Here is a 15,694-nt window from a genome sequence, read left to right as displayed (position 1 = left end):
ATCCGAGCCAAAATGGTCCAGATGTAGTGACCGGAACGATCCACTCCGTCTACTTCCGACCAGCCTCGTCAACCGACAGGCGGGCACCACCCGCCGGGGTCTAGCGTCGCCCTCCGACCAGTCCTCCCGGCGAAGGGAACGCCCTCGTGGCGTCGCATCGAAAACCCCGGACCTCCCCGCTGGCGGGCCCCGCGGCCCGCACCGCCGCCACCCTGGCGACGGCCGCAGCGGCCTCGGTCGTCGTGTTGACCCAGCCGGGCCACGCCGACCCCAAGCCGACCGCCGCCCAGGTCAAGGCACAGGTCGACGCGCTCTACCAGCAGGCGGAGCAGGCCACCCAGCAGTACGACGGCGCCGTCGCGGCCACGCAGACCCTGCAGACACAGGCGAACCGACTGCAGCAGGAGGCCGCCGCCACCGACGACCAGCTCAACACCCTGCGCAGCCGACTGGGCGGCATGGCCGCGCTCCAGTACCGCAACGGCACCCTCGACCCCGAGCTGCAGCTGCTGATGTCCGCCCACCCGGACGACTACCTGCAGCGCGCCGGCGACCTCTCCCAGGCCCTGGCCTCGCAGGCCGGCCTGGTGCAGGAGTTCGCGGCGCAGTCGCAGACCCTCGACGGGCAGCGCGCCGCCGCTCAGGCCAAGCTCTCGGCCCTGCAGACCGAGCAGCAGCGACTGGCCGCCGCCAAACAGCAGATCCAACGCAAGCTCGCCGCCGCCCAGCAGTTGCTCAGCAGCCTGGACGCGGCCACCCGCGCCTCCGTCACCGCCGCTCTCGGCGGCTCGGGCCCCTCCGGCCCGTCCGGCAGCACCGTTCAGCCCCCGCCCGACCTCGGCTCGGTGGTCGCGACCGGCCGCGCGGCGCTCGCCGTGGCCTTCGCCCGCGCGCAGGTCGGCAAGCCCTACGTCTGGGGAGCGACCGGTCCTGCCTCCTACGACTGCTCCGGCCTGGTCCAGGCGGCATGGGCCGCCGCGGGCGTCTCACTGCCGCGCACGACATACGAGCAGATCAACGCGGGCCAGCGGATCGCCCTGTCCGATCTGCAGCCCGGCGACCTGGTCTTCTACTACGCCGGAGTCAGCCATGTCGCGATGTACGTGGGCGGTGGCGAGATCATCCACGCCCCGCATCCGGGCGCCTCGGTGGAGTACGCCCCGGTCGGCGAGATGCCGATCGTGGGGGCGGTCCGTCCGGGCTAGGCCCTGTCCGGGGCTTCGACCGGCAGCGCGGAGGCCTGCACTGTCCGCGAGGCCCGGCAGACGCCAGGGGGCAGGCTCTAGGGTCGAGGTATGACGACACCTCGCCCACGCGGGCGCGACCGGACGGCCGCGATACCCGTCACGATCGTCGACGCGTGCCTGCGCGACGGGACCGGTGGGAGTCCGACCGCTGTCGTGGCGGAGACCCCGGAGCTGCGTCTCGACGACGAGTCGCGGCGCCGGATTCCCGAGCTGGCCGACACCTCGCACGCCGTGTTCGTCGCCACGCGTCCGGGCGACGGCGGGACCGCCGTGCGGTTCTTCACCGCCGAGGGCGAGCTCCCCGCCTGCGGCCACGGCACCGTGGCCGCCCTCGCCTACCTGGCCGAGCAGACCGGCGCCCCCACCTACCAGGTGGCGCTGGAGGCCCCGGGCGGGCGAACCCTGCACGGCCGGGCGGTGCGTCAGGGCGGGCTTGTTCAGGCCGAGTTCGACGTGGGACCGGTGGCGCTGCGTGAGCCGTCGGCGCAGGAGCTCGGTCTCCTGCTGCCCGCCCTGGGCCTGCCGCTGGTCGCCTCCGCCCGTGTCGCCACCCTGGGACGGCCGCGCCTGCTGGTCCGGGTGCCCAGTCGGGGCACGGTGGAGGCCCTCGCCCCCGACCTGCCCGCGCTGGCGCAGGCCTGTCGCGATCTCGACCTGCTCGGGTGCTACGCCTACGCCGCCGTGCCCGCCGGAGGCCCCGCCGCACGGCAGCGCTACGTGGCCCGCATGTTCGCGCCCGCCATCGGCGTGCCGGAGGACATCGCCAACGCCAACAGCACGGCCTGCCTGGCCGCCCTGCAGCACGCGAGCGGCGGCCTGGTCGCGGGCCTCGCCGTCGACATGGGCGACCGGATGGGCAGCCCGGCCACGATCAGCGCGAGCATCGCTGCTCCCGCCGGCACGGAGCCACCGCTGGTGCGTGTCGGCGGCACCGCTCGGGTCTCGGCCCCGCGCTCGGGCGCCTGAACACCCGTCCGGCGGGCAGGCCGCCGGGGTGGTCGAACGGACCCGAAAGCGCGATCATGGCGCCTCGGGGTCCGCGCGGTCGGGGGGACGATGGACGCAAACGTGGTCGCACTGTTCGTGGCCGTGGTCGGAATGCTGGGCACACTCACCTCACCGGTGATCGGCCAGCGCCTCGCCGCGCGCTCCCGCGTGGAGGAACGGGAGAGCCAGCGCCACGATGCCCTCGAAGCCCGGGAACAGGCCTGGTCCGAGGCGCTCCTGCGGGAGAAGAAGGGCGCCTACATCACCTTCAACTCAGCGGCCCGCCGCTACCGCGCCCAGTTGATGACATACCTGCACGCCGTGCACGAGAAGACCCTGGACGAGACCGACCGGGCCGAACTGGCGGAGACCCGCGGCGTCTACCTGTCGGCGCTGGCCGAGGTGCAGATCATGGCCCCGGACGAGGTGGCCGTCTCGGTCGAGGCGGTCATGTCCCACCTCTCCTCCGCCTATGACGCCATCAAGGCGTTGGAGCGCGGCAAGCCAAAGCCGGGGAGCTCGTTCGAGGAGATCCGGGACGGATTGATGGCCGTCTGGGACCTGTGGCACACCATGCGTCGGATCATCCGGGTCGACCTCGGCCTGGAGCCGGCGGGGCCCGCCGCTCCGCCCGCCACGACTGCCTCGCTCGAACCGGCCGTCGTGCTCGAACCGACTGCCCTGCCCGGGCCGGCCACTCCCTCCGTCACACCAGCCGGCGAGCGGTCGCCCAACGCGTGAGCTCGTGACGGTTGCTCAGCTGGAGCTTGCGCAGCACCGCGGAGACGTGGCTCTCGACGGTCTTCACGGAGATGAACAGCTGCTTGCCGATCTCCTTGTAGGCGTAGCCGCGGGCGATCAGCCGCAGCACCTCGCGCTCGCGCTGGGTGAGCCGGTCCAGGTCCTCGTCGACCGGCGGGGTGTCCGTGGCGGCGAACGCGTCCAGGACGAACCCGGCCAGACGCGGGGAGAAGACCGCGTCGCCGTCCCGGACCCGGAAGACGGCGTCGACGAGGTCGGTACCGGTGATGGTCTTGGTGACGTACCCGCGGGCGCCGCCGCGGATCACCCCGATCACGTCCTCGGCCGCATCGGAGACCGACAGCGCCAGGAACTTCACGCCCTCCAGCGAGGCGCAGCGGCGCAGCACCTCGACGCCCCCGCCTCCCGGCAGGTGGACGTCCAGCAGCACCACGTCGGGCATGGTGGAGGTGACGACGGAGACAGCCTGTTCGACGTCGGCCGCCTCGCCGACCACGTCGACGTTGGTGCGCTCGGTCTGGCCGATCTCCGCGCGGACACCGGTGCGGAACATCCGGTGGTCGTCGACGAGCACGACCCGCGCCGTGGGCTTGTCCATGTTCGCGCCGCTCATCCGCTCGCCCTCTCCATCTCCAGCTCGACCTCGGTGCCGCCCGCGGGGGCGGGACGGACGCGGGCGTGCCCGCCGTTGCGCTGCATCCGCCCGATGATCGAGCCGCGCACGCCCATCCGGTCCTCCGGCACCGCGTCCAGGTCGAAGCCGGGCCCGCGGTCACGGACGAACACCCACACCGTACTGCCCTCGACCTCCGCGTAGACGGAGACGGGCTCCCCGCCACCGTACTTGGCGGCGTTGACCATGGCCTCCCGGGCCGCCTGGAGCTGGGCGGCGAGCCTCTCGTCCATGGGCGCGTCCCCGACGCAGATCACCTCGACGGGGACCCCGTGGAGGTCCTCCACCTCCGCCGCGACCTTGCGGACGGACTCGGCGAGCGTCTCCGGAGTGCCCTCGTCCTTGGGGTCGCCGGAGCGGTACAGCCACTGGCGCAGGTCCCGTTCCTGGGCCCGGGCCAGGCGGGCGACCTCCTTCTGGTCGTCCGCGTGGCGAAGGATGAGCGTGAGGGTGTGCAGCACCGAGTCGTGGATGTGGGCGGCGACCTCGGCCCGCTCCTGCGCCCGGATGCGCTCGCGACGCTCGGCGGCCAGGTCCTGCCACATCCGCAGCAGGTAGGGGCCGGCCAGCAGCAGCACACCGGCCAGCACCACCAGCACGGCCTGCATGACCTTGCCGAACTCCGCCAGGGAGCCGGAGACCACCAGGAAGCTGATCACCCCGCCGGCGACCAGCACCACGCCTGCCCCGAGCCGCAGCATGACCGCGCCGCGGTTGCTGTCGTCCAGGGAGAACCACCGGGCCCAGCGGGCGTCGTCCGCCTGCCGCCAGACCAGGGCCAGCCCGGCCCCGAAGATGATCACTGGCCAGAAGTACGGATCGTCCTGGCCCGCGGTCAGGACGTTGACCAGGACCAGCACGCCCGCCAGCACGGCGGCCAGGACCAGCAGCCGGCCGCGGTCCCGCGCGCCGGCCCCCGGGGCTCCCAGCGCCTCGGGCGCCCCCTCGGGCTCGCCGCGGAAGAACTGCTGCAGTGCGGCCCGGGCGCGCCGGAGCGCGCCCCGCTGCCCCTCGGCCTCGGCCTCGGCCGATTCGGGAGCCCCCGCCGGACGCCCGGAGACACCGACCCCTCCGGCCCGGCCCATCGGCACCACGAACCAGAAGGCGGCGTACAGCACCAGCCCCAGACCCTGACCCAGCGTCAGCACCACGAACGCGGCGCGCACCCAGAGCACCGGGATGCCCAGATGCGCGGCCAGGCCGCTGGCCACGCCGCCGACCACGCGCCCCTCGGGGCGGCGGTACAGCTTGCGGACCGGTGCCACGGACGGAGCGGCCACGTCGGTCCGCGAGTCCGGGCGGTCGGGAGTGAGGTCGGTTGCTGCCACGGACCGATCGTCACACGACACGCGTGCGAAAAGCATCAGGGTCGACCCCGAAGGTCGCCCTGGTTCCTCACTCGTTCTGTGTCAGGGTTGAGCTCAGGGTTCGACCAGGGAGATGCCGGATGGGCACAGGCGCCGACGGCCTGCAGGATGGGGGCATGGACGCGACGACCAGCACCCACCCACAGCCGGAGGGCGACTCCGTTCCCGACGGCGGCCAGGAGCCCGAGCGCTCCCGCCCGCCGCTGGAGCGCAGCGCCAGCCACCGGGTGGTCACGGGTGTCTGCGGCGGGCTCGGCCGCCGGCTGGACATCGACCCGCTGGTCTTTCGCGTCGTCATCGCCGTGCTCTGCCTCTGGGGCGGCGTCGGGCTCTTCATCTACGGCGTGGCCTGGTTGATGATCCCGATGGAGGGCACGGGCAAGAACGAGCTGCAGCGCCTGATGGCGGGCCGGGTGGACGGACAGTCGCTCGGAGCGGTGCTGGTCACCGTGCTCGGCACCGGGATCTTCTTCTCCTACATGGGCGCCAAGGACCATGTGTTCCCGCTGCTGCTCATCGCGGCGCTGGCCTTCGCGGCTCTGCGCTACGACCCCAAGCGGCACCAGTTGCCGCCGCGCGATCCGGCGGTGCCGGTCGCGCCCGAGCCGCCCCCGGCCGCACCGAACTGGTGGCAGCGGCCTGATCCGCTGCTGAAGACCGCCGCACCGGCGGTCCCGGTCGACGAGACGCCCGGCCTGCCGGCGGACAGCCCGCCATGGGACGTCTCCCCCACCGATGCCACGTCCGCGAGCGGGACGCCCACCTGGGCGTTCCCCGGGCAGTACGAACCACTGCCCTTCCCCGCACCCGAGCCAGGAGCACCCGAAGCCGGTGCTGCCCGGTCCGCCGATCCCCGCCGGGTCCGCGGTCCCTGGGGCCTGCTCACGGTGCTGCTCGCGGCGGGCACGGCCGGCGTCGTGTACGGCGTCGGCAAGGCCCACCACGAGGTGAACGCCCTGGCCGTGCTGGCCTCGGCCCTCGTGGTGCTGGCGCTGGGGCTCGTGGTCAACGGGTTCATGCGCCGACGATCGACCGGCCTGACCGTGGTGGCGCTGCTTCTCTCCCTCGCCACGGTCACGGTCGGCGCCGCCCCCTGGCAGCACTGGTCCCACACGACGTGGGCCCCGGTCTCGGCGACTCAGCTGCAGACCGACTACTCGCTGCGGTTCGGGGACGGCACCTTGGACCTGACCCAGGTCCGGCCCACCGCGGGCCAGGCCGTCTCCACCCATGTCAGTCTGGGAGCAGGGACGCTCGAAGTCCTGCTGCCGGGAGCCGGGGCCGACAGCCCCGAGGTCAAGATCCACGCCCAGACCGGGGCGGGTGAGCTGAGGCTGCCCGACGGAACCCGGGTCTCGGGCGTAGGCGACTCACGCTCCATCGATCTGAACCCGGGTGGGGCGGCCGCGCACGGCACGATCCAGTTGGATCTCCAGATCGGTCTCGGACAACTGGAGGTGGTCCAATGACGTCGCAGCCGAAACCGCACCGGATTCAGCTCTTCCCGGTGCTCGGCGGCCTGGTCTTCCTCGTGGTGGGGGTGCTGTACCTGCTCCAGGCAGCTGGGGTCCTCCACCCGACGAGCCGGGTGGTCCTGCCGCTGGAGGCGGCCGGGCTGGTCCTGGCCGCTCTGTTCTCCGCCGGCTACTCCCGCCGCTCGCGTACCCGCCGGGACCGGAGCCAGGCGTCCAGCGACAGGTAGGGCGTGCCCGCGAGGATCAACGGCAGCCAGGCCATCAGGTAGATCAGGTCGTTGCCCAGGAAGTACGGGTAGGTCTGCCAGCTGACGGTGAGAAAGAGACTCAGGTTCAGCAGGGCGCCGCCGAGCGCGGCGACGCGGCCCAGCAGCCCCACGAGGGTGCCGATGCCCACGGCCAGCTCGCCGAGGGCGAAGACGACCGCGAAAGCCGTCGGGGCCTTGAGGGCCAGGCCCAGCAACGGGCCGATGGGGCTGGCGTCCCTCAGCCCCTGTGTCATGGCGGCGAACGAGGAGGGGTCGGAGACGCCGTGCAGGTAGTGCGGGTCGCTGAACTTGTAGAGGGCGGCGTAGATGAACGTCACCCCCAGGAAGACCCGTAGGGGCAGCAGCGCATAGGTGGTGCCCTGTGCCTTCAAGCGCTCACGCGTCAGCGTTCCACCGGTCACTGCTGCTCCTGGCCTCTCTCGTACCGCGGTCCTCGGTCCCCGGTTACTACGCCGCCGCATCAGGGCCGGTTCAGTCCTCGTCGAATGCTCCGGCCAGGGCGTCGGCGTGGCCTGCCGCGAGTGGCTGGTAGTTGACCCATCCGGCCAGGTCGCTGCCGATCTGATCGCGGGTCAGCACGGCGCTGTCGTGGTCGATCGGCACAAGCTTGCCGGCGGCCTGCGCCAGCAGTTGCACCTGGCAGGAGCGCTCCATGGTGATGAACCACCAGGCGGCGGCGTCGACGGTACTGCCGACGGTCAGCAGCCCGTGGTTGCGCAGCACCACGGCCTTGTGGGGGCCGAGGGCGGCACCGATGCGGCGCCCCTCCTCACGGTCGAGCACCACCCCGGTGTAGTCGTCGAACAGGGCGTGGTCCTGGTAGAAGGCACACACGTCCTGGGTGATCGGGTCCAGCAGCTGCCCGAGCGCCGAGAAGGCACGCCCGTGGGTGGAGTGGCTGTGGGCGGCGGCGACGACGTCGGGGCGGGCCGCGTGGACCTCGGAGTGGATCGCGAAGGCCGCCTGGTTGATGTGGTGCCGCCCGTGGACGACCCGACCTTCGTGATTGACCAGGAGCAGGTCGCTCTGCTTGATCAGCTTGAACGACATGCCGAAGGGATTGACCCAGAAGTGGTCGGTCCACTCGGGGTCGCGTGCGGTGATGTGGCCGGCGACCCCCTCCTCGAATCCGAACCTGCCGAAGAGCCGAAGAGCCGTCACGAGTCGGGCCTTGCGGTGCGCCCTCTCCTCCTCCACCGTCGCGAAGGTCGGCGGCATGGCGAAGTGGAGCTGGTCCAGGGGGATCGGCTGCGGCGCTGGGTTCGTCATGAGCGGAAGTTACCGCTCAGTTGTGGAATGCACCAGAGGACGGCTCGGACACGCGAACGGGCCCCAGCCGGAACGGCTGGAGCCCGTGGCGTCAGGGAGTGGTCACTCCCACTCGATGGTGCCCGGCGGCTTGCTGGTCACGTCGACGACGACGCGGTTGACGTCGCGCACCTCGTTGGTGATCCGGGTGGAGATCTTCTCCAGCACCTCGTAGGGCAGGCGCGACCAGTCGGCGGTCATCGCGTCCTCGGAGGAGACGGGGCGCAGCACGATCGGGTGGCCGTAGGTGCGACCGTCACCCTGGACGCCGACGGAGCGGACGTCCGCCAGAAGGACGACCGGGCACTGCCAGATCTCACGGTCCAGGCCGGCCGCCGTCAGCTCGGCGCGGGCGATCGCGTCGGCCTCACGAAGCAGGTCGAGGCGGTCCTTGGTGACCTCACCGACGATGCGGATGCCCAGGCCGGGGCCGGGGAACGGCTGCCGCTGGACGATCTCCTCCGGCAGGCCGAGCTCCTGGCCGACCATCCGGACCTCGTCCTTGAAGAGCTTGCGCAGCGGCTCGATCAGCTTGAACTCCAGGTCCTCCGGGAGCCCGCCGACGTTGTGGTGCGACTTGATGTTCGCGGTGCCGGAGCCGCCGCCGGACTCCACCACGTCCGGGTAGAGCGTGCCCTGGACCAGGAACTCGACCGGCTCGCCGGTGGCGCCGGCCTCGGCGATGATCTCCAGCTGGGCCTGCTCGAAGACGCGGATGAACTCGCGACCGATGATCTTGCGCTTCTCCTCGGGGTCGGTGACCCCGGCAAGAGCGGTGAGGAAGCGCTCCTCGGCGTCGACAACCTTGAGCTTGACGCCCGTGGCCGCAACGAAGTCCTTCTCGACCTGCTCGGTCTCACCCTTGCGCATGAGGCCGTGGTCGACGTAGACGCAGGTCAGCTGGTCGCCGATGGCGCGCGCCACCAGGGCGGCGGCCACTGCGGAGTCGACACCGCCGGAGAGACCGCAGATCGCACGCTTGGTGCCGACCTGGGCACGGATCGCGGCCACCTGCTCCTCGACCACGTTGTGCGTGGTCCAGGTCGGGGCAAGCCCCGCACCGCGGTACAGGAAGTGCTCCAGCACCTGCTGCCCGTGGGTGGAGTGCATCACCTCGGGGTGGTACTGGACGCCGTAGAGCCGCTTGGCGTCGTTCTCGAAGGCGGCGACCGGAACGACGCCGGTGGACGCGCTCACGATGAAGCCCTCGGGCGCGGCGGAGCAGGCGTCGCCGTGCGACATCCACACCGACTGCTGGGCGGGCGTGCCCTCGAAGAGGGTCGAGCCGGTCTGCGAGACGGCGAGCGGGGTGCGGCCGTACTCGCGCGCGCCGCTGTTGTCGACGGTGCCACCCAGGGCCGTGGCCATGAGCTGGAAGCCGTAGCACATGCCGAAGACCGGCACGCCGGCCTCGAACAGGGCCTTGTCGACGGTGGGCGCGCCCGGCTCGTAGACCGAGGACGGCCCGCCGGAGAGGATGATCGCCTTGGGGTTCTTGGCGAGCATCTCGGAGACCGGCATGCTGTGCGGCACGATCTCGCTGTAGACACGGGCCTCACGGACACGCCGTGCGATGAGCTGGGCGTACTGCGCGCCGAAGTCGACGACCAGAACGGTGTCGACGGCGCTGTCCGCGGGGTCGGGGGTCGCTGATGCCACAGTGCGGCCTTCCGGCGGTTGCTATGGGGGGTCGACCCTCATTCTAACGGTCGAGCCGCCGACCCCCGACACATCCGGACGCGTCGGTGATCACACCCTGCCGCGGCACAGCTCCAGCAACAGCATCGCGATCTCGGTGCCGGAGGCTCCGAGCTGGGCGCGGTAGCGATCCAGGATCTCCATCTCGCGGGTCAGCGACAGCCGCGGACCGCCCGCGGCGATCCGCGCCGCCTGCACCTCGGCCGAGACGGCGACACGGCGCCGCACGAGGTCCAGGATCCGGGTGTCGAGCTCGTCGATCCGCGCGCGGGCGCCGGCGATGACGGCGTCGGCCTGCGCCTTGGTCAGCGCGGCGGGATCGACCGCCACATCGGCCGGGGCGAGGGTTGCGTCCGCCGAGGTGGCGGGGTTCACGGTGGCGTCCGCCGAGGTGGCGGGGTTCAGGGTGTCGGGGCTCAGGGTGTCGGGGCTCATGGCGAACTCTCCAGGGTCCGGCCCCGACGCCGAGAGCCCGGAAACGAGAAGACGCCCCTGGGCCATCGGCCCGGGGCGCCTTCAGGGGTCTGCGTCAGTTCAGACGGCATCACCATGGCGACCGGAGCCTCCGGTGCCATAGGTAAAGAAGTAGGCCATCTGGAACATGCTGCGATCCTAGCGCGTGACCCGTCGCCAGGAGAATCGTTGTCCCCCATGACCGTACGGGGTTCGCATCCCCGCCAGGGACGGGTTCCAGCCTCCTTCCGGGGGCGATCGTGCGGCAGGCAGGACCACGCGTGGGAGTGAAACCAGTCCGTGGACGCGATGAGGCGTGTGCTGTGGCACGCGCCGTGGGACCTCGCGGCCACGCTGTGACCGGACAGCAGGGGACAGCGGCCCGGTTGCGACTGCGGAGACGGGGTGGCCGGCGAGGGGGACGCCCGGAGTCGGCCACCCCTGATTCCAGCGGTCTTGATTCCGGCGGCCCCCGTCCGACCGGGGCCGCACCCCGCCCGTCAGCAGCCACTCGCTCACCCGGGGTGGCGTTGCGCCACCCCGGCGCACTGCGGGATCCGCACTACCGGCTCTCCCCAGGGGCCGATCCTTGCGGAGCGTAACGAAATTCCGCGGTGCCGAAGTCTGTCGAACTGGTTGCGCCGAGCGGGCCATATCCCCCACGATGCTGGTGAGGGGGTGGACTGCAGGCGGCGGAGACGCCCGGCGGCAGGCCGGTCCCGGCAGCCGTGCTTGGCTGGTCACCGACCGCATTCGGTGACGTTCAGTAGCGATTCAGCCTCACCTTGAGTGGGACAGGCGCGCACGCGTGGTGTGCGCCCCCACGCAGAACAAACCAGAGCCAACCGACCGACGGCACCCTCCCCCGGTGCCGTTGCCACAGCACCGACGCGGCCCTGACGTCGTGTGCTGACAGCAAGGGGCCCCGTCTTCCCCCGCGGGGCCCCTTGCCACACGCAGCGACACACGCAGCCGCGCGCGCAGCCACCCACGCGCCCGGCCACACGTGCACGGCCGCCCACGCGCCCGGTCGTGCAGACCTCAGATCGCGACCGCGCCCTCGTCGTCCGCCGCGGCGCCGGGCTTGAGCGGGATGGGGAGCTGGTTGAAGGCGTAGTAGAGCGCCAGGGCGAAGTGCAGGCCCAGCGTGAGCACCGGGGAGACGAAGCTCAGGCCGACCAGGATCGGGTAGGCGACGGTCCCCGCCGCGAACCGCAACCGGGTGCGCCGGGCCGCCTCGACGTCGACGCGCTTGTCGAAGAGGTGCCCGGTACGGGTCAGCCACCACCACAGGGTCTGGAAGGTCAGCGCGTGGGCGACCATGAAGCCGCTGAAGACCGCGACCGAGACCTCCGCCGGGCCGGGCTTCTGGAGCCAGTCCGAGACCAGCGCGGTCGGGAACGGCAGTGCGGCCACCACCAGGAGCAGCATCAGGTTGAGCACGAGCAGCCCTCGGTCGACCCGGGCCACGTAGCCGAAGACGGTGTGGTGGTTCAGCCACATGATGCCGATGACGAGGAAGCTGACCAGGTAGGCGTCGTAGGCCGGCCAGATGTGCCCGAGCGCGCGCCAGGCCTGGCCGGCCGTGTCGACCTGCGTGTGCGGGTCGACGGCCAGCTGCAGCACCAACAGGGTGATGGCGATGGCGAAGATGCCGTCGCTGAAGGCCTCGACGCGCCCGGATTCGTTCACGAGGCGCAACTCTAGAGCCCCACGGACGACTTGGTGGTCGATCACATCCATCCCGGACCAGCCCGCGCGAGCGGGCCCCGACGAGCGGTCCCTCGCCGGGACGGCAGCGATCCCTCACCCGGGCGGCACCGGGACCGCAGCGGCGGCGCTACTCCTTCTCGCGCGCCGGGACCTTGGGCACCGCCAGCAGCGGCAGGCGCAGCGCGCCGAAGGCGCTCTCCGGCACCACCGCGTGGTGCGGGGCGACGGGTTCGACCCGCTGGTACGCCTCGCCCTGGGCCGGGCGCGGGTCGGCCTCGCCCTTGTTGGGCCAGAACGCCATCGCCCGCTCGGTCTGGGCGGTGATGGTGAGGGACGGGTTGACGCCGAGGTTGGCCGAGACGGTGGAGCCGTCGGCCACGGTGATGCCCGGGTAGCCCCAGAGCCGCTGGTAGGGGTCGACGACGCCGCGCTCGGGCGAGTCGCCGATGACGCAGCCGCCGAGGAAGTGGGCGGTCAGGGTGCGGCCCATCAGGTCGCCGACGTTGCTGCCGGGGAAGCCGCCGATCTCCGCGGCGACGGCACCGGCCGCGACCTCGGCCGCGGGGATGAACTTGGGGTTCGGGGCGCCGTGGCCCTGACGCGAGCTCAGCTGTCCCTTGAGCAGGCCGCTCTTGCGGCGCGAGACCACGACGGAGTTGTCCAGCGACTGCATGACCAGGCCGATGATGGTCCGCTCGGACCAGCGGCGCTTGTCCAGCACCCGCAGCAGCAGGTCGGGACGGACGATCGAGCGGCCGACGGCGCGCAGCAGCCGCGGCGCCCGGCCCTCCCCCGGCACCTGCAGCGTCGTCATCAGGCTCATCGCGTTCGAGCCCTTGCCGTAGCGGACCGGCTCGATGTGGGTGTTCTCGTCGGGGTGGACCGAGGAGGTGATGGCCACGCCCTTGGTGAAGTCGGCGCGCGTGCCGTAGCGGCTGTCGGTGGTCATCGCCCCGACGATCGCCTCGGAGTTGGTGCGGGTCAGCTCGCCGAGGCGGGCCGAGATGCCCGGCAGCACGGCCTCGTCGCGCAGCTTGTGCAGCAGCTTCTGGGTGCCGTAGGTGCCGGCCGACACCACGACGTGCTTGGCGCGGACGGTCCGGAAGCCGTTCTTGGCGGGGTTCTTCGAGCGGGAGTCGGTGCGGCGGGTGTCGACGGCGTAGCCGTCGCCGTCGACACGGATCGCGGCCACCGTGGTCATCGGGAGGATCTCCGCGCCCGCCTTCTCGGCGAGGTAGAGGTAATTCTCCGTCAGCATGTTCTTGGCACCGTGGCGGCAGCCGGTCATGCACTCGCCGCACTCGGTGCAGGCGCGGCGCTTGGGGCCGACGCCGCCGAAATACGGGTCGTCCACGGCCGCGCCCGGCTCCGCCTTCGCGCCGTCGCCGCCGCAGTCCTTGCCGTCCCCGAAGAAGACGCCGACCGGGGCCATGTGGAAGGTGTCGCCGTAGCCGAGCTTCTCCGCGGCGGACTTCAGGTGCACGTCGGAGGGGGTGACGGTGGGGTTCTTCCGCACGCCCAGCATGCGCTGGGCCTGGTCGTAGTAGGGCGCGAGCTCCTCGGACCAGTCGGTGATGTCCTTCCACTGCGGGTCCTGGAAGAAGGGCTGCGGCGGGACGTAGAGAGTGTTGGCGTAGTTGAGCGAGCCGCCGCCGACGCCCGCGCCGCCGAGCACCATCACGTTGTCGAGCACGTGGATGCGCTGGATGCCGTAGAGGCCGAGGGCGGGCGCCCAGACGTAGTTCTTGGTGTCCCAGGAGGTCTTCGGCAGCGTCTGCGGCGTGAACCGACGGCCGGCCTCGAGCACGCCGACCTTGTAGCCCTTCTCCGTCAGCCGCAGAGCCGACACCGAGCCCCCGAAGCCGGAGCCGACGATCACGACGTCGTAGTCGTAACCGGCGTCCGCGGTCGGCTGCCCCTGATCCTGAGAACTCATCTACGCGCCCGCTTTCCGAACGAGGGTGGGGTGAAGCGTGTGTGGACAGGCGTCCACGTGAGCGTCAGCTTGAACGTCCACGTGAGCGGCTACTTGAAGCGCAGGGCCTTGAGCATCCCGAGGGACTTGCCCAGCAGCTTGGCGTAGCCCTCGTCGTCGAGTCCGAACGACGGCGTCATCTGGATGAGCCGCTGCACGGCGACGGTCTGCACCTCGGTGTACTTGAGGATGCCCTCCGAGCCGTGGCGGCGGCCGATGCCGGAGTCGCCCATGCCGCCCATCGGCGCGGCGACGCTCGCGTACGCGGGTGCGTAGCCCTCGTTGACGTTGACGGTGCCGCTGTGCAGCCGGGCCGCGACGGACTTGGCGTGGCGCAGGTTCTTGCTCCAGACACTGGAGTTGAGGCCGTAGGAGGTGCCGTTGGCCTGGGCGATGGCCTCCTCCTCGTCGTCGAAGCGGTAGATCGAGACGACGGGACCGAAGGTCTCCTCGGTGCACACGGCGCTCTCGGTGGTGACGCCGTCGAGGATGGTCGGCTCGAAGAAGAGCGGACCGACGTCGGTACGCGGCTTGCCACCGGCCAGGACGGTGGCGCCGTTCTTGACGGCGTCCTCGACGTGGCGGGTGACGGTGTCGAACTGGCGCTGGGAGACCAGCGAGCCCATGTCGGCACCCCAGGAGAGGCTGTTGCCGAGCTTGAGGGCCTTGGCGCGGGCGACGAACTTCTCCAGGAAGGCGTCCGCGATCGAGGAGGCGACGTAGAGCCGCTCGATGGAGATGCAGAGCTGGCCGGCGGAGGAGAAGCAGGCGCGGACGGCGCCCTCGGCGGCCTTCTCCAGGTCGGCGTCGGCAAGCACCAGCATGGCGTTCTTGCCGCCGAGCTCCATCGAGGCGCCGATCAGGCGGGCGGCGGCGCGCTGGGCGACGTCGCGGCCGGTGCGCGTGGAGCCGGTGAAGGAGACGTAGTCGGCGTGGGCGACGACCTCGGGGCCGACCACCGGGCCGTCGCCGATCACGATCTGCCACAGCTCGGCCGGCAGGCCCGCCTCGACCATCAGCTCGCGGGCGCGCAGCGCGGTGAGCGCGGTCTGCGAGTCGGGCTTGGTGACGACGGCGTTGCCCGCGACGAACGCGGGGACCGCGTCGCCGGTGAACAGCGCGAGCGGGTAGTTCCAGGGCGAGATCTGGCCGATGACGCCCTTGGGCTGGCGCAGCTCCAGGACCTGGGTGAGCACCGGGAAGACCCCGCCGCGGCGGCGCGGCTTGAGGTAGCCGGCGCCGGCGCGCCCGTAGTGACGGGCCTCGATCGCGGAGGCCAGCACCTCCTCGAAGGCGTGGGCGCGGGTCTTGCCGGTCTCGGCCTGGACCAGGTCGAGCAGCTCGTCCTTGTGCTTGAGGATCAGGTCGTGGAAGCGCAGCAGGACAGCGGCGCGCTCGCGCACCGGCCGCTTGACCCAGTCGCGCTGGGCGGCGCGGGCCCGGACGAACGCGGTGGCGACGTCGGCCGGGGAGGACTCGGGGATCTGCGCCAGCACGTCGCCCGTGAACGGGCAGCGACTGGTCGCCAGCGTCGGCTCGGAGCCGGTCACGACGGCGCTGACGAGCCGCGCGACCAGCTGCGGCGGCACGGCGTCGGCGACGCTCCGCGCGCCGGGGGTGGCCACGGGGTTGCCTTGGACGGCAGTGCTGCTGCCGGTGCTGATGTCAGTCATGCCAGGCAGCGTAGGCGGTTTCGGGCCGTTGCGATACCCACCAGTAACAGAATGCGCTCCGGTTACGAACGGTTGGTGCGCGGTCGAGTGGCAC

Annotated in this window: 14 protein-coding genes; 5 read left to right on the top strand and 9 right to left on the bottom strand. The window is 71.7% G+C overall.

What is annotated here, in order from left to right:
* The first annotated feature begins 146 nt into the window (after nucleotides 1–146).
* The 3 genes from BMY61_RS12565 (at nucleotide 147) to BMY61_RS12555 (ending at nucleotide 2,975) form a co-directional block, all read left to right on the top strand.
* Nucleotides 147–1,205, top strand: coding sequence for a C40 family peptidase (locus BMY61_RS12565; RefSeq protein WP_042451874.1), 1,059 nt, complete (start codon nucleotides 147–149; stop codon nucleotides 1,203–1,205).
* A gap of 90 nt (nucleotides 1,206–1,295) precedes the next feature.
* Entirely contained in the window at nucleotides 1,296–2,213 is a 918-nt protein-coding gene (locus tag BMY61_RS12560) for a PhzF family phenazine biosynthesis protein (RefSeq protein ID WP_042451871.1), read from the top strand.
* Between the two features lie 90 nt (nucleotides 2,214–2,303).
* A complete protein-coding gene (locus BMY61_RS12555) occupies nucleotides 2,304–2,975 on the top strand; it encodes a hypothetical protein (RefSeq protein ID WP_143094300.1) in 672 nt (223 codons plus the stop codon).
* On the opposite strand, the gene BMY61_RS12550 is transcribed toward BMY61_RS12555, so the two are convergent.
* Nucleotides 2,941–3,609, bottom strand: coding sequence for a LuxR C-terminal-related transcriptional regulator (locus BMY61_RS12550; protein ID WP_042451868.1), 669 nt, complete (start codon nucleotides 3,607–3,609; stop codon nucleotides 2,941–2,943). The genes BMY61_RS12555 and BMY61_RS12550 overlap by 35 nt on opposite strands.
* A complete protein-coding gene (locus BMY61_RS12545; RefSeq protein WP_042451941.1) occupies nucleotides 3,606–4,949 on the bottom strand; it encodes an ATP-binding protein in 1,344 nt (447 codons plus the stop codon). The genes BMY61_RS12550 and BMY61_RS12545 overlap by 4 nt, the downstream gene beginning before the upstream one ends.
* A 203-nt stretch (nucleotides 4,950–5,152) precedes the next feature.
* On the opposite strand from BMY61_RS12545, the gene BMY61_RS12540 reads away from it, so the two are divergent.
* A complete protein-coding gene (locus BMY61_RS12540) occupies nucleotides 5,153–6,505 on the top strand; it encodes a PspC domain-containing protein (RefSeq protein WP_161791296.1) in 1,353 nt (450 codons plus the stop codon).
* Nucleotides 6,502–6,738 (top strand): hypothetical protein, encoded by a 237-nt coding sequence (locus BMY61_RS12535; protein ID WP_042451863.1) that lies wholly within the window; start codon nucleotides 6,502–6,504, stop codon nucleotides 6,736–6,738. The genes BMY61_RS12540 and BMY61_RS12535 overlap by 4 nt, the downstream gene beginning before the upstream one ends.
* On the opposite strand, the gene BMY61_RS12530 is transcribed toward BMY61_RS12535, so the two are convergent.
* From BMY61_RS12530 to BMY61_RS12500, 7 genes are all read right to left on the bottom strand, one after another.
* A complete protein-coding gene (locus BMY61_RS12530) occupies nucleotides 6,681–7,181 on the bottom strand; it encodes a DoxX family membrane protein (protein WP_042451860.1) in 501 nt (166 codons plus the stop codon). The two genes, BMY61_RS12535 and BMY61_RS12530, sit on opposite strands and share 58 nt — an antisense overlap.
* A 70-nt stretch (nucleotides 7,182–7,251) precedes the next feature.
* Complete coding sequence (locus tag BMY61_RS12525; RefSeq protein ID WP_042451859.1) at nucleotides 7,252–8,049, bottom strand: class II aldolase/adducin family protein; 798 nt, start codon at nucleotides 8,047–8,049, stop codon at nucleotides 7,252–7,254.
* 102 nt (nucleotides 8,050–8,151) lie between these two features.
* Nucleotides 8,152–9,747 carry a glutamine-hydrolyzing GMP synthase gene (gene guaA / locus BMY61_RS12520; RefSeq protein ID WP_042451858.1) on the bottom strand — a complete coding sequence of 532 codons (1,596 nt, stop codon included), beginning with the start codon at nucleotides 9,745–9,747 and terminating at the stop codon, nucleotides 8,152–8,154.
* A gap of 90 nt (nucleotides 9,748–9,837) precedes the next feature.
* The gene (locus tag BMY61_RS12515; RefSeq protein WP_082015249.1) at nucleotides 9,838–10,221 is read right to left on the bottom strand and encodes a chorismate mutase; all 384 of its coding nucleotides are present in this window, start codon (nucleotides 10,219–10,221) and stop codon (nucleotides 9,838–9,840) included.
* A gap of 1,059 nt (nucleotides 10,222–11,280) precedes the next feature.
* On the bottom strand, nucleotides 11,281–11,931 hold the full coding sequence (locus BMY61_RS12510) for a TMEM175 family protein (protein ID WP_052438986.1): 651 nt from the start codon (nucleotides 11,929–11,931) through the stop codon (nucleotides 11,281–11,283).
* Nucleotides 11,932–12,079: 148 nt separating this feature from the next.
* Complete coding sequence (locus tag BMY61_RS12505) at nucleotides 12,080–13,888, bottom strand: GMC family oxidoreductase (RefSeq protein ID WP_042451853.1); 1,809 nt, start codon at nucleotides 13,886–13,888, stop codon at nucleotides 12,080–12,082.
* An 89-nt stretch (nucleotides 13,889–13,977) separates the two neighbouring features.
* Complete coding sequence (locus tag BMY61_RS12500) at nucleotides 13,978–15,600, bottom strand: succinic semialdehyde dehydrogenase (RefSeq protein WP_042451851.1); 1,623 nt, start codon at nucleotides 15,598–15,600, stop codon at nucleotides 13,978–13,980.
* Nucleotides 15,601–15,694 lie beyond the last annotated feature (94 nt).

The sequence above is a fragment of the Streptacidiphilus jiangxiensis genome (genome assembly GCF_900109465.1).
In the GTDB taxonomy this organism is placed as follows: Bacteria; Actinomycetota; Actinomycetes; order Streptomycetales; family Streptomycetaceae; genus Streptacidiphilus; species Streptacidiphilus jiangxiensis.
Note: the sequence above shows the minus strand (reverse complement) of the source record. Positions and strands in the feature narration are given on the sequence as shown.

Coding starts and splice junctions, on each gene's coding strand:
- BMY61_RS12555 (WP_143094300.1), top strand. CDS start 2,304: ATGGACGCAAACGTGGTCGCACTGTTCGTGGCCGTGGTCGGAATGCTG.
- BMY61_RS12525 (WP_042451859.1), bottom strand. CDS start 8,049: ATGACGAACCCAGCGCCGCAGCCGATCCCCCTGGACCAGCTCCACTTC.
- BMY61_RS12505 (WP_042451853.1), bottom strand. CDS start 13,888: ATGAGTTCTCAGGATCAGGGGCAGCCGACCGCGGACGCCGGTTACGAC.
- BMY61_RS12540 (WP_161791296.1), top strand. CDS start 5,153: ATGGACGCGACGACCAGCACCCACCCACAGCCGGAGGGCGACTCCGTT.
- BMY61_RS12560 (WP_042451871.1), top strand. CDS start 1,296: ATGACGACACCTCGCCCACGCGGGCGCGACCGGACGGCCGCGATACCC.
- BMY61_RS12500 (WP_042451851.1), bottom strand. CDS start 15,600: ATGACTGACATCAGCACCGGCAGCAGCACTGCCGTCCAAGGCAACCCC.
- BMY61_RS12550 (WP_042451868.1), bottom strand. CDS start 3,609: ATGAGCGGCGCGAACATGGACAAGCCCACGGCGCGGGTCGTGCTCGTC.
- BMY61_RS12515 (WP_082015249.1), bottom strand. CDS start 10,221: ATGAGCCCCGACACCCTGAGCCCCGACACCCTGAACCCCGCCACCTCG.
- BMY61_RS12535 (WP_042451863.1), top strand. CDS start 6,502: ATGACGTCGCAGCCGAAACCGCACCGGATTCAGCTCTTCCCGGTGCTC.